The 13697-nt window shown below is 63.1% G+C and carries 9 protein-coding genes and 2 pseudogenes; 10 read left to right on the top strand and 1 reads right to left on the bottom strand.

What is annotated here, in order from left to right:
* The 10 genes and pseudogenes from D7V93_RS23270 to D7V93_RS23235 form a co-directional block, all read left to right on the top strand.
* Positions 1–461: pseudogene (locus D7V93_RS23270) on the top strand (hypothetical protein); the annotation flags it as partial.
* Positions 462–1100: 639 nt separating this feature from the next.
* Positions 1101–1589: an RNA polymerase sigma factor gene (locus D7V93_RS23265; RefSeq protein ID WP_158623833.1), complete on the top strand. Its 489-nt coding sequence runs from the start codon at positions 1101–1103 to the stop codon at positions 1587–1589.
* Positions 1589–1681, top strand: a pseudogene (locus D7V93_RS47705) (zf-HC2 domain-containing protein); the annotation flags it as partial. The gene D7V93_RS23265 and the pseudogene D7V93_RS47705, both read left to right, overlap by 1 nt.
* A gap of 255 nt (positions 1682–1936) precedes the next feature.
* Entirely contained in the window at positions 1937–4513 is a 2577-nt protein-coding gene (locus D7V93_RS23260; protein WP_167509490.1) for a CHAT domain-containing protein, read from the top strand.
* A gap of 95 nt (positions 4514–4608) precedes the next feature.
* A complete protein-coding gene (locus D7V93_RS23255; RefSeq protein ID WP_120645501.1) occupies positions 4609–5217 on the top strand; it encodes a hypothetical protein in 609 nt (202 codons plus the stop codon).
* Between the two features lie 93 nt (positions 5218–5310).
* Entirely contained in the window at positions 5311–6717 is a 1407-nt protein-coding gene (locus D7V93_RS23250; RefSeq protein WP_147451287.1) for a hypothetical protein, read from the top strand.
* Positions 6718–6775: 58 nt separating this feature from the next.
* Entirely contained in the window at positions 6776–8644 is a 1869-nt protein-coding gene (locus D7V93_RS23245; RefSeq protein ID WP_158623832.1) for an SAVED domain-containing protein, read from the top strand.
* 17 nt (positions 8645–8661) lie between these two features.
* Complete coding sequence (locus D7V93_RS23240; protein ID WP_341870960.1) at positions 8662–9693, top strand: CBASS oligonucleotide cyclase; 1032 nt, start codon at positions 8662–8664, stop codon at positions 9691–9693.
* 53 nt (positions 9694–9746) lie between these two features.
* A complete protein-coding gene (locus tag D7V93_RS44495) occupies positions 9747–10166 on the top strand; it encodes an HORMA-1 domain-containing protein (protein WP_147451285.1) in 420 nt (139 codons plus the stop codon).
* Positions 10166–11041 carry an AAA family ATPase gene (locus tag D7V93_RS23235; protein ID WP_158623830.1) on the top strand — a complete coding sequence of 292 codons (876 nt, stop codon included), beginning with the start codon at positions 10166–10168 and terminating at the stop codon, positions 11039–11041. Before D7V93_RS44495 ends, D7V93_RS23235 begins: the two co-directional genes overlap by 1 nt.
* A gap of 694 nt (positions 11042–11735) precedes the next feature.
* On the opposite strand, the gene D7V93_RS45125 is transcribed toward D7V93_RS23235, so the two are convergent.
* Positions 11736–13697 (bottom strand): phospholipase D-like domain-containing protein (locus D7V93_RS45125; RefSeq protein ID WP_208723120.1); only part of this gene is annotated, 1962 nt, incomplete at its 5' end.

The raw sequence follows: 13697 nt of genomic DNA, 5'->3' as shown, positions 1-13697 counted from the left end.
ACCGGCCGGCCTTCAACAGCTCGACGACCCGCTCACGGAACTCCGGCGGGTATGGGGGGCGTGACTTCGGCATCGTGGGACCCTTTTCGCACAGCGGATGGGACTCCACGAAACCGGGGCAACTTCAGTTCCCGCACCGTGAGCTCTGGCCGCGCTACATCGCCCGCGCGGTGCAGAAGCTGCCGCGCATGGGCGACATCTCCGCCCGCTCCGCCCTCACGATCCACCGGGGCACCGCCAACCGCTCGGACCAGTCGCGCCCGGTGCTGGTGGTCGGTGTGGATGCGCCGGACGCGACGAACGCGACGAACGCCAACCACCATGACCTGCAGGTGAGGCGGCGCTACCTGGAGTCGCTACCACCCCGCGTGCGAGACCACCTCACCTACCGCGTGGTCGATGCGCTTGTGACGGTGGTGCAGCACCACACCATCGAAGGGCTGTTGAAGCCTGCGTACTGAGCCGTGGCGCGGCAGACCCCAAGCGACGAGCGACCTCCGTGGTCGTGAGGAGCGGAGAGGGCGGCGGTGGCAGGACAGACAGGGGCTCAGGGCCCAGCAGCAAACTGGCAGCAAAATTCTCGGTGCTCTTGGGGGCGGATGGGATGGTGGGACCGGGCCGCCCCCGGCAACCTGAAGGATTACAGCAGGTTGTGAACTACTGATAACCCCTGGACGTCCCTTCGCCTTGGTTCGGGGCCCAGGGGTCGCAGGTCCAAACCCTGTCTCCCGACCATCTAAGTAGTCGGAATCATTCGGTTACGAGCTGGAGAGCTTCACGGTCTCCAGCCCGTTTTCATTTGGACCCTCCTGTTTCCCTTCTGGATGTGGGCCCGGGCAGCGCTGTTCCGTGCGGTTCAGGCGCCAGTCCCAGGGAACAAATTTCGCTCAAGGCGTCCTAGGTGGGCTGCGAAGCGCTGCTCCTCTTGACCTTCGGCACTCATGCACCCACCTACCGCACCCAGCCCGGTTGCGAACACGTCTCCCACCTGCTCGGATGGCTCGTGGCGGAACGCGCTCCAGGAGCACGGAGGAGAACTCCGTTCGGAGCCACAAGGGGTCATGCGCCAGGAGAGACAACAAGAGGCTGGGGCGTTTGCCATGCAACGCCAATCCCGTCTCATGGCCCAGGCGATGAACTTGTGTGGTGACGAAACCGATGCCGAGGATCTGGTTCAGGAGGTCATTCTCCGGTTCATCCAGGAGTTCGGCAAAAAGGAGGCGCTGCCCTCCGTGCCAAGTGGCGAGGCCTGGCTGGTCAGGACACTCTCCAACCTGTTTTTCGGCCAGTGTCGGCGGCTGCGCACCCGGGTTAATGGCGCGAGGGATCCCGCCTTGAGCGAGGAGGCTCGGGAATCTGCGCCTGCCCCTGCGTACGAGGCCATTACCTCCGAGCAGTTTTCCGAGGCGCTCGCGTCGCTGAGCCCGAAAATCCGCGAGACCTTTGCACTGCGCGAGGGCGGGAAGAAGTACGAGGAGATCGCGACCCTGCTCGGCATCCCCGTCGGTACCGTCAAGAAGCGTCTGCACGATGCGCGCACGAAGCTGCGCGAGTACCTCCAAACCTTCCTCCTGCCGGGTGTTCCCTGATGGCCACTCCCTGCAACGACGTGGAGGCGTTCGTGGATGGGGAACTCTCGCCCACCCAGGCCCAGTCCTTCCGTCTCCATTTGGCGGACTGCGCACGCTGTCAGACCGAAGTGGAGACACTCCTCCAGCTTCAGTTCCTTGGGCAGCGACACCCCGCGCGTGGAAAAACCCGGAGCCCCACCCTCAGGCCCCTGGCCACTGTCTCCCGGATTCGGCCGCGTCCCCTGCTGCTGGCGGCGGCCTGCTTCGCGGCCCTCTTGATGGGACTCGGCGCGATTCGCCACTTCGCATCTGTCGAACGCATCTCCTCACCGAGTGAGGTTCGCTACCGGGCGATGGAGGCGCGCTTGAGCGGTCTGGGCGCTGAGACCTATCAGCCCCTGGTCCCTGCGATGGCAGGATCCGCGGAGCCCGGAGAGCCGTCATCCCATGTAGCAGGGGAGGGCACGCTGGCAGAGGGGGAGGATCCCGTATCGCATTATCTGGAACAGGGTGATCGCTACGGAGCGGAGAAGGCGCTGAGCCTTCTGCGGAAATCACTCAGTACGCCTGATGTCGAGAGTCAGCAATCGGTGGCCCTTCTCCGACTGGGCAAGCCTGAGAATGCACTGGCGAATGCAGATGCTGCGCTCTCGGAAGCGCCTCGGCATGCCGCGGCTTTGTGGAACCGCGGACTGGCGTTGCGTGATCTGCGTCTTCCTCTTGCCGCAGCCAGGAGTTTTGCGCAGGTTGCCTCCTTGAAAGAGCCGGGTTGGGCAGAGGAGGCAACGCAAAGAGCGCAAGGGCTTCGACGCGATATCTTCACGCACCGAGACCGCTGGGCCGCTGTCTTGAAGGCGGGGGCCTCGCTGATTGAAAACGCGGACACGCCCCTGCCCGAGGACTTCAGCGACACGCCCATTGCGAGGCTCTTCTTCTACGACGCTGTACGCGCCGCTCCTACGGTTAGCGCAGTGCAGACCCTACTCCCACTGGCCCGGAAACTGGACGGGCGCACCCGGTCCCACGTGCTTGAGGCCTATGTCCAGCGCGTTGCGGCGGCCGACTTCCAGCGGCGTGGGCCCCTAGCGCAGGGCTATGCAGCCCTGGCCTCGAAACGTCTCTCGGTGTCGGAGCGCGAGATGTTCCTGAGGCAGGTTCTCTCGTCGCAAGACGATGACCTCATCCTGGGCACGCTTGTGCTCACCCAAACGGTCTCCAGCCACCTGGAACTCTTCAAGGCGAAGGCCGACGCGATGAAAGATCCCTGGTTCCAACTCCTGGCAGCTCAGGAGCGGGCGACCGTGGACAAGAGGGCGGGAAGATTGGCACACGCGGTCCGCACCTTGCGCGAGGCACTTCCTCTCTGCGAGGGAACCGGATTGGAGTATCGCTGCCTCTCTCTTCAGAGTGACCTCTCCACGCTCCTCATGAAGCTCCACGAATTCCAGGACGCACGCCAATACGCGAAGAAGGCCTGGGAGGACGCAAGGGCAAACAATGAGTGGCAGATGGAGCAGGATCTTCTGTGGAGCCTGAGCCAGATTGCGAGGCTCGTCAAAGACACCTCCCTCTCGCGTGCCTATATCGAGGAGTTCCTGGCGCGGAATGAAAGCAAGCCTGATGCAGTGAGGCGTGTCCATGAAAGCCTCGCATCCATCGCGTTCCAGGAGCTTCGGATCGATGAGGCACGCTGGGAGATCGACGCGGCTCTGGCAACGGGTCTACCACTCTCACCTAGTGGCGCCTTCACCCTCGCGGAAGTCGCGCGGCTGAAAGGGGCGCCTAGGGATGAGGAGCACTTGATGCGAGCCTTGACGACACCCCTGGGGGCCAGGAGTCCAGGCGAACGCGCCGTGGATATGCATGCGTTGGGAAGATTTTTCATCGAGCGGGACGTCGCAAGGGGACGCACCTTGCTTTGGAACTCCATTCAGGAAGCATCGGCCCCGGGGCTCGAGGAAGACATCGCAGCGAGTCGGGCACGGGCCTACAGTTTTACTTCGCTCATCCTCGAGGCAGGCCGGAGAGGTGCCTTCGATGAAGCGCTGGAGCTCATTTCAAGGGAGCGTGGCCAGTCATTGCCGGAACGGTGCCTGCTTGCGGCCACCTCGGACTCCGAGAGAACACTGCTCATTGTCCGGGGCGTGGATGCGAAATCGCTGGGCTGGCATGACGAGACCCGGCGCGCTCCTCTTCCCTCGCAACTTGACGGGCTCGTCCGGGAAGACCTCCTGGCGGCACTTCGCCCGTGTGAACGGGTGGAAGTCCTCGCCCGTCCGCCACTCCATGGCAGGGCGGGCCTGCTGCCCCCGTCAATGGCCTGGAGCTATCTCACGCGCACCACGGCTCCTCGTGCGCCTCGGAAAGGGCCTGCGGTCCACCTTGTTGTTTCGGATGTGGAGACTCCACCCGGTACGGACGTGCTGCCCCTGCCTTCCTGGGGGGCTTCCTTGGGGCCTGAGGCGCAGCTCCGCACCCGCTCGGGGGCCGACGCGACACCCTCCCGGGTGCGTGCCGCGATGCAGGATGCGACGGAGATCGATCTCGTAGCGCATGGTTTCATCTACGACCGTGCGGATGCGTCCTATCTCCTACTTTCGTCGGAACGGGGCGGGAGCGAATTGACGGTTCCCCAGGTGCGCGACACCCCTCTCCATGGGGCACCGTTCGTCGTGTTGTCTTCGTGTGATGCCGCGCATACGTCGTATGCGCTCCATGAGCCGCTCAGCCTGCCAGCGGCCTTCATCCATGCGGGCGCGCGTGGGGTGCTGGCTGCGACCACGCGGATTCCAGGGAACGATGCGAACGTCTTCTTCAACCAGGTGCGTGAACGCATGCGCGCGGGAGTTGCTCCCTCGATTGCGTTGCGTGATGTACGCGCGCAGTGGCTGGAGAAGGATGCGAAGCAGACGTGGCTGGCCAACGTTCTGCTGTTCGAGTGAACCTCGGGCTTCGGGACCGAGGTAACAAATAAATCGAAGGGCATCTTTGAAGGCGGGGGCATTCCAGCACCTTCAGTCGCCACAAGGAGCCCGTCTTGAACAAGCCGCAGCCCATCTTCCATCAACTCGAGTTTCACCGTGACGCCGACTTCTGGGCTGGATGCGATGCCTCGGGGCGCTGCGCCTTCCTGATGCCCGTGACCCCGTCCTCCGAGTTCATCGCCTTTGGGGTTCTTGAACAGTCGAAGCAGGTGCACTTCGTGGCGCGGGGCAGGCTGAAGGAGGACCTGGAGGACTTCATCACGCAGATGGTCCGGAATGGGGCGGCGGTCGAACTCTACGTCCAGGCACCAGTGCCCCCGAGCATTCTCAAGCGCTACACCTCGGGGCCTCCCATCGAGAACCAGGAGTTCGAGGAGCCGCCTGGGCCGCCCGTGCATGGAATTCTTCCGGACCCGGCGACTCCCACCGTGGAATCTTTCGCCGGAAGTTTCTGGCCGGGGACTGAGCTCTCTGCGCGCAGCGTCTTCCTCCTTCCGACGCAGACACCTTCGGAGTTCTTGGCCCTGGGGACGGTGACCTCCGTGGGGCAGGTCCTCTTCACGCTTCGAGGCTCGGTCCAGGAGCAACTCGGTGCGTTCATCCACCAGATGGTGGACGACCAAGCCCGAGTGGAGCTGCTCCCCAGCCAGCCGGAAATGTAGTCGGCCGTTCGCTGCCAATTACCGCCAAGGGTGTCCAGCGTCGAGGCATCGCGCTGGGCGGAGCCCCACTTCATGAACTCAAGGGAGAAACCCGTGTCTCTCGAACTGCTGCTCGCACGCGCTGATGATCACCAACCATTACTTCCGCGTGGCATTGCCTTGGAGAAGTTTCCAGCGCTTCCCTTTCCCACGCCTCGACAGCTTCCAGATCGGTTGTGGGATGCCAGTGGAGACCCGGACTTTCTCCCGAAGCAACGCTGGGGCGTGGTGGCCCCCCAGGGCCCCGAAGGGGACAGACTGCTGGACCTCATCGATCCCCTGATTCGATGGCGCGAAGCAATGCAGGGCGCTCCTGTTCATCCCTATCGAGCGCCAGTGGGAATGGACGACGTCAAAGCAGCGCGCTGGATGCGAACCGAATTCAGGAAGGAGGCGGTGGATGAGTCGGACCGTCCTCGCTATCTGCTTTTGCTCGGCGATCTGGACGGGCTCTCGCTCGAACTGCAACAGGTGCTGTCTACCAATGCCTTTGTGGGACGGCTTGTCTTCCCCTCGGCGGATGGGTACGAGGCCTATTGTTCAAAGGTCCTGAAGTGGGAGTCCAGCCCGTACCAGGGGCAGGTACGCCCTCGCGCCCTCCTCTACACCTCGAAGGATGGCACATCCGCGACGGACCTCGCCTACGACGTCTTGATGGGGCCGAGCTTCGAGACTCTTCAAGCGCGGCAGCCGAAGGATTTCCCCGAGGCGGAACTCCAAGAGATCATCGACGAGAAGGGCGCTTCCACCCAGCAGTGGTTGAGCAATGTGTCTCAATCCGAGCCGCGTGTGATGCTGACGTTGAGCCATGGGCTGGGCCCGGGCTGGAAGACGCGTGAGCAGCAGAGAAGACTCCAGGGGGCCTTCGTACTCCCGGACAAGAGCCTGCTGACAGGGGAGGAGTTGGTGTCACGTCCTTTCCTTCCAGGAGGCATCTGGCTTTTTCTCGCCTGTTACGGTGCGGGAACGCCGGGGCGGAGCAGCTATGCGCCCTGGCTTCAGCAGCTTCGAGATGTTGACCGGGATGCCGCTCGTGTCCTGGAGGAAGGCATGCCAGGAGAGGGGGCCTTGCCATTCGTCGCAGCACTTCCACAGGCCGTGCTCTCCAACCCGTCAGGTCCATTGGCCGTTATCGGGCACATGGACCTTGCGTGGGTCTCTACGTTCAGTGACCAGGGACGCCTGGCTCACTCACGCTTTCTCGGAATCCTCAGGGCGCTGCTACAGGGGCGGCGCGTAGGAAATGCCCTGCATACGTTGCTGAGGATCCACAGTGAGTCACTCGTTGAGCTGACGGCGCTCCTCAATCAGGACGAACTGGCTCGTGCCATGGGGCGCACCTCTTCCGTCGACCTGAAGGTGAAGGCCCGCTTGTGGTTGTTGTGTCAGGACCTCGTCAACTACGTGCTGCTTGGAGACCCGGCAGTTCGGGTGCCGGGAAATGCCATCAATGGAGAATAAGCCACTCAAGATCAGTCTTGAGTTCAAGCGTAAGGACAGGGCATTTTCGAGGTCACGCTTGGAATATGAGATTCGGTTCACAGGGGGAGAGCGCAGCACGGCCTGCTTCCCATGGGATGACCCCAAGATCATTGCGGCCTATGGCGAACTGGAAAAATCCCATCCGTCATCGGACGCACTTGAGTTGCTGGGCGATCACCTGCTTGGGTTCTTGGAGGACACTAGATGGCCTCGCTATGAGGCCAAAATTGAAGGGGCTCTGAAAGAAGGTAGGCCCGTTGATCTGACGATCCGAACGGATGCTTCAGAACTCTATTATCTGCCGTGGGAGCTATTGAAGCTCAGTTTTAATAATAAGCAGATTGCGGAGCTGCCAGAATGCTTGGTTCGTTGTGAGTGGTTGCCAACGCCTGGTATGCAGAAAATCTCTCCGAAGGGACGAATCCTCTTTGCGTGCTCTGCAGCGGGAGGAGGCGTTCCCTTCCAAGAACACCTGAAGGCGATCCAGGAGGTTTGTCAGGAGGCAAAGCTCGATTTTGATCCCGAGCGAGACGTGCTCCGGAACATGACCCGCGAGAAACTGGCTGATGCTCTGGCTGACACCGAACACCCTGTTACCGTATTGCACCTCCTCTGTCATGGTGCACTGACGGATAGGAAGGCGTACGGGCTTGTCCTCAGTCCCGAAGACTCCCATGACGAGCCTGACCGGCTCGACCCCGAGGACCTGCGCCGGCTTCTTCCTGGACGTGCAAACGCCTTGCGCCTTGTTACGCTTTGCGCTTGCCAGAGCGGTGACGCTGGAGTTCCAGCGCACATCTTGGGAAGTATCGCCCGTGTGTTTCACCGTGTAGGGGTCCCTGCCGTCATCGCTTCGCGGCTTCCTTTCTCATGCAAGGGGTCTGTGACGCTGGTGAAGGAGCTCTACGCGGACCTTCTCATGGGCAGTCGTAACCTCCGCACTGCAATCTCCCTGGCTCGTCGCAAACTCATGCTCGATCCTGGTGCCAGGGACTGGGCTGCACTCCAGTTTTACGGACGCGAGGAAGATGAGGTAGGGCTCCGCCCCTTTGATCCCCCAGACGACTCCAGCGGACCTGCGCCCCGCTCTGAGCTCGTCCTCATCTGTCACCAAGCGCTCTCCCAGGTGCGTCAGACTCCGGGCCACATTGACGCACCGCAGTTGACCGAGAACCGTCGCGTACAGGGGGTATCTATCGATCAGACGCAGGCCCTCGGTAAGAATCGGCGCTCGAACCTGACCCAACAGGTGCAGCGCCTAGCCAAGCCTGGAGGCGAGTTGCTAAGTGTCTTCTCGAAACCCGGCGTCGAATTGCTCTACTACGGCTTTCCTCTGGTCCCGTTCGCGGTGCTTGCGGGCTATCTCGCAAAGGCAACACAGCACGTCCATGTCATCGAGTATGATCGCGAGAAAGGGCGTTTTGCTTGGCATGAAGCGCCAGGAAGGTCCTATCCCGCACTGGAAGTGGAAGGGCGTGCTCAAGGCACGGGGAAGGCTCTCCAAATCCGTCTGTCCATTTCTTCCGAGGTAAAGTCCTCGGACTGCGAGACGGTTCTCCTGGCCCATTGCATCCGTGCCGACCTCCACTTCAAGGTGGCCAGACCTGACTTTGGAATCGTCCGGAGTGCGGAACAGGCGCAGGCCTACAGGTTGCTGTTACGGAAGAAAATTAATGAGTGCATGCGGGAGATGGGTGACTTTGAATCCATCCATGTCTTTGCGGCTGTCCCTGTCAGCATCGCATTCCTTTTGGGGCAGGTGCTCTCTGCAACAAATCTCCCGCGTTCCTACGTCTACAACTTCAATGCCAAAGCCGTGCCGAAGCCCGGCTACGAGTGGCGATTGGGCCTGGATGAGGCGTTCCGCAACAAGAAGCCGTTCGTTCACATCTTCAAGTCCCCCTGAAACCCAGGACACAGGCCATGACTCAGTTGAGCACTCGAAGTGTACTTCATAGGCGAATGTGCGCTTTCGTTGACTGGATTCGCACTGATGACAACAAGGTGGATACCATTCGCGAGCAGGCTGCGGAGATCCGCGCGCGCATCCGCGGCCAGGCTGAGAAGGACGGATTGACCGTCCGCTCGACGCCGAACGCCGGCTCGTTTGAAAAGAAGACCGGACTGCGCCGTCACCTCCAGGGTGACTCTGATGTGGAGGGGCAGGATGTAGACCTGCCCTTCGTGGTTTCTCCTCATGATGAGGACGGCGAGCGCATTGACGAGTTGCTCAATCGGTTCAACCGCTACGCCGAAGCCACCTATCCCTTCACCCAGCGGAAGAAGACGCGGAGTTCGATCCAGCTCGATTTTGTGGGGACGAAGCTCCGCTATGACTTGGTTCCCATGCTCGCCGTTCCGGGCAACGACGTGTCGCAGATTCTCCTGCGTGCCAACGGAGAGCGACGGCGGACCTCCGTGCAGAAGCACATCGAGTTCGTTACCCGCCGCACCGGTGAAAGCAACTTGATGAAGGGGCGCGTCAAGTTCAATGAGTGCGTCCGCCTCGTCAAGTGGTGGCGGGAGTTTCGCCAGTCGAATGCGCGCGTTCTCAGGGACGTGCCCTCAATGGTGCTCGACCTGATGTGCGCTCACGCCTATGACCGCATCCAGGTCAAGGAGACCTACGCGGAAACCCTGGCGCAGTGGTTCAGCCTGATGGCGGCCACCGTCCAGCGGCGTGAGCGGATTGCCTTCACGGACTTTGGCCTCATTCCCGCCGCGAACCAGGCTGCGGAGTGGGAAGTGCTGGATCCCGTCAACTCAGGGAACAATGTCATCTCCCAGTGGGGTTTCGCAGAGGTTGACGAACTGGGGGAGTGGTTGGAAGCGTCCTGCGACATGCTTCATCGTGTTGTCGCCGCTGACCTGCGAGGCGATGACGTGGAAAGTATGGATTGCCTTGTCGATCTCTTCGGCAACCCTTTCCGCCATCACTGCGAGACTGAGGCATGAGTTCTACTCGCACCAGTACAGGGACTTTCACTGAGGCGCGTGTCCGCGAGGTCATGAAGAGCGTCCTGGCGGACTTTGTCGGGTGCGTGGTGAATGGCCTTGTTTCCCGAGAACTCGCTCAGGAGTGGGTAGATGATCTGACCTATCTGCTGACACAGCAGGCCATCTCTGCGTTCGAACTCCAGTTCACCCAGCCTGATGGGAGCAGAGGTGCTTTCAGGTACGACGTAAGCGATGACGGTTCACTGTTCGAGGCTGCTTCCTCTGGAGGACAGCGTCTGCACCTGCTTCCTTCGGGGACGAAAGCCAGTATCTACGTCATGTATCGGGCCGGCGTGCAAGACGACGTACGCGAGGAGATGCGCAAGCGTGGCTGGGGACGAGGTACCCGTGTGGACGGAACTGCCACGCGTGAGCGTGCATACTCGAAGGATGGCTACGGTCTCATCCGCAGTCGGATTGGAGAATGGTAATGGCGGAACTGCACCTTCTGGAGAAGAAGCATCCTGATGACACGGCGCAGGTGCATTTTGATGCGCTGATTGGTATTGATGCACACAAGGAGATGCTTGTTGATGGACTGATCCTCCTGTTGTCCCACAAGCGGTTGGAGGCTTGGAGTCATCGTCATCATCCCAAAGGTTTGCGCTTGTTGGAAACGCTCCACGGGGTCTCCCCGCTGGTGTTGTTGTCGGGGGAGGTTGGCTGCGGGAAGACGGCACTGGCGACGACGGTCGGTACGCCGTTGGCGAAGGAGTTGAAAGAGAAGGTGCTGGTTCTGGAGACGCCTTCCAACATCCGAGGTACAGGGATGGTGGGCGAACTGTCCGCGAGGGTGACTGATGCGTTCATTCAGGCTCGGGCCAAGGTGGGTAAGGGCGTGGGACTGCTCATTATCGATGAGGCGGACGATCTTGGCCTGAGCCGTTCGGAGAGTCAGGCTCATCACGAGGACAGGGCCGGACTCAACGTCCTCATCAAGCAAATCGATCTTCTCTCACGTGAAAAGACCCGGATGGCGGTCCTGATGATCACCAACCGTGCTCGGGCAATGGACCCGGCACTCTTGCGGCGCGCGACACTGACGCTGGAGTTCAGGCGTCCCGGCTCTGCAGAGCGGTTGCTGCTGTTCGAGCGCCTGTTGGAAGGGGTTCGCTATCATGCAAAGGATGTGGAGTTGCTTGTGACTCGGAGCGAGCGGCCGGTGCTCTTCTCCTATTCCGACCTGATGCAACGCGTGGCCCGCACGGCGCTTCTTGACTCTTTGCGGAAGGACAAAGCATTGGGGCCCGAAAGTCTGCTGGTGGCACTGGACGCTATCGAACCCTCACCGCTAATGGAGACTTAGTGCGCCTTCGTGACTTTGTGGCTCTCCCGAAATCAATGTGGTCCCCCTCGGAGGAACAGGCAGACGCGGCAATCGGTCAGCGAGGCGAAGACCCCCTGAGAATGGAAGCGCTGTACTCACTTCCCGAGTGCTGAGTGGATCGGGGGACGCAGGGCGCTCAGCGGATGTTGTCCTGGTGGTGCGCATGGAAGCCACGGGAACCCGATGTCCCTCGTGCCAGCCCCCCATACACTGGTGTGTGGCAGATATGTCCGACGCCCGGCGGACCAGCTTTCTGCTGGGCACTTCGTGCCGCTTGAGTTGATCGTACGTCGCTTCTGCTGTCGAAACCCGGCGTGTACTCTCCGCGCCTTCGCAAAGTGCTGCTGCTCCTGCGATCGGCTTGAGCGTGCGGGCTTCAGCTCGGCTCGTACCCGAGCCTCCGCGTTCCCACCGGAATCGCCTCGGATAGCAGCGTGTCGTTCTGCTCGATGCTGTCGATGGCGACGCTTCCGAGGTGGCGTAGCTGTATTGCTCCAATGGGCGCTGCGAGCACGCGACACTGCAGTTGCTTCCGTCTTCGGATGGGGTGAGGAGATCCACCAACGAGCCGTGAAGGCGATCCGCGGCATCGTGCCCACGCCTTTGTCACTGGCCCAATTGGTGGTGGACGCGCTGCACCTCGGCGCCTGAGCCGATGCTTCACATCCAGTGATCAGGACGCGGGGAGGTCTTCCTCCAGCTCGGCCTGGATACCAGTCAGCAGGGCGGTGAGTCGGGCGAGGATGTCGAAGCTGGTGCCAGGCGAGCCATCCGGGTTCCAGGCGTCGGCGGTGAGGTTGCCGGTCGGTTGTTCGGGGAGCCTGTAGGGCTCCACCGCGAGGCGGCCGCGTCCCCCGGTGTCGATGAGCCTTCGGATGGCGTCGAAGAGAGCCAGGGGCTCGTCCGGCAGCAGGGCCAAGCCGACTCCCAGCCGCCCCGCCATGAGCGTCCGGCGGAAGTCGCGGACCTCTCTCGCGCGGTCGTCCACGAGTTGTTCGTCGAAGGCGGCGACGGCGACCGATGAGTCGAACGTCAGGCCCCGCCGGGACAGGTGCGTGGTCCCCGTGAGGGCATAGACGTCGTCCACGATGACCGTGGTGGATGCCAGGCGCAGGCTCCGGCCCGGTCCCGTCGCGGGCGAGAACACAACCACGCGCGTGCTGGCGGACTCCAGCCCGGCAATCAGCTCATCGCGCAGGCGAGCCAGCCGGTTGGGCAGGCTCGGCATGAGGTTCACCGGCAGGCACACGAAGGCGTGCAGTCCGGGCACCGCAGCCAGCCGTTCGATGAGCGCGTGCCACGGCGTGCGGCCCGGCCGGGTCTCCAGTTGCGGGTCCCCGATGAAGGTGACGGGGTCGAAGGCGGGTGTCTCGATGTAGACGAAGTCCTGGGCGCGCTCGATGGCGCCCAGCAGGGAGGCCCAGCCTTCCCTCGCGCCGCGTGAGGCCACGCGCACGCGGCGGTCCAGGGCTCGCGCGACGGAGGCGGCCTCGGCGGCTCCAGGAGGCGCTGCGGGCATCCCGGGAATCCTCCCGGACAGGAAGGCGAGGGCGTCCGCGAGGGATTGGCCGAACGGGTAGAAGGGAACGCTCGTCGCCTGTGGGACGAGGGGCGCCTCGCCCTCCACGGCGGCGGCCACCGTCTGGAGCACGGCGGTCCACACGGTGGCGTTCGCGGGCGCCGCGGGCTGCGGCAGCGGCGTCGCGGCGGCGGTGGCCAGGGCCGGCGTGGTGGAATGGAGGCGCTCGCGTAGCAGCTCCACCGCACGCACCGCGGCCGGGCCTACCAGTCGCGCGCCCGTGCCATGCACCTCGGGCGCTCCTGGCGCACCGGGATGGGCCTGCGGGTGGGGTAGTAGCTCGTGGTAGCGCGACAGGCACGGCGTGGCGCCGATGACGGCCTCCACCTGGGCGTTAGCGCGGTCGACTCGCCCGGCGATGACTTCCTGCCGCTCCTGACTAGGCAAGGGCGCGGCGGGGGGGCGCAGGCCCGGAGAGGCCAGGAAGCTGCTCAAGGTGACGCGCTCGAGCGTGCGTACGGTGGCGCCCGTCCCGGCGAAGCGCTCCGCCGGCTCACCCTTGGGGATGTGGCGGAAGGCCGGGGGCGTGAGCTCCAGGCGCAGCGCGTTCAGCGAGCGGGCCAGGGTGGGCGCGGCCCAGGCGGCGTTGGGAATCGTGGCGCGGTCCACCAGCGCGGGGGGCGTGGAGAGCGCCACCACGCTGGCGCCCGAGGGAATGACGCCATCGAGGGCCAACGCATTGGCGAAGGGCGGGGCATTCAGCTCGCAGACCAGGAGGGGCGCGTTCGCGGACGCGAGGGCGACGGGTGTGCCTCCTGCGGGCGTGGGACGCTGGAAGCGCAGCCCGGCGTAGTGACGGCTCTCCCTCGCTCGCGCCACGACCAGGACGTCCAGGGAGAGCGGTGCGGACGCGCTCACGTCACCATCCGGGAGTGTCACCACCACGCGCGCCTGACCGTCGACTCGCACCGGACCCGCGCCTCCGTCCATGCGGAAGTGCCGGGCGCTCTCATTATCGAAGCCCTGGGGCCACACGCGCACCCACGCCCCGGCGAGCCCGGTCCCGAGCCGCACGGTCACCAGCACCCGCTGGCTCGTGACGACTCCGTTCTCGGC

The organism is Corallococcus llansteffanensis, assembly GCF_003612055.1.
Classification (GTDB): Bacteria; Myxococcota; Myxococcia; order Myxococcales; family Myxococcaceae; genus Corallococcus; species Corallococcus llansteffanensis.
This window is presented reverse-complemented; position numbering and strand designations above follow the sequence as displayed.

What these genes read in the sequence shown, in the direction of transcription:
- D7V93_RS23235 (WP_158623830.1), top strand. Translation starts at nt 10,166, where the DNA reads ATGGCGGAACTGCACCTTCTGGAGAAGAAGCATCCTGATGACACGGCG.
- D7V93_RS23265 (WP_158623833.1), top strand. Translation starts at nt 1,101, where the DNA reads ATGCAACGCCAATCCCGTCTCATGGCCCAGGCGATGAACTTGTGTGGT.
- D7V93_RS23240 (WP_341870960.1), top strand. Translation starts at nt 8,662, where the DNA reads ATGACTCAGTTGAGCACTCGAAGTGTACTTCATAGGCGAATGTGCGCT.
- D7V93_RS44495 (WP_147451285.1), top strand. Translation starts at nt 9,747, where the DNA reads ATGAAGAGCGTCCTGGCGGACTTTGTCGGGTGCGTGGTGAATGGCCTT.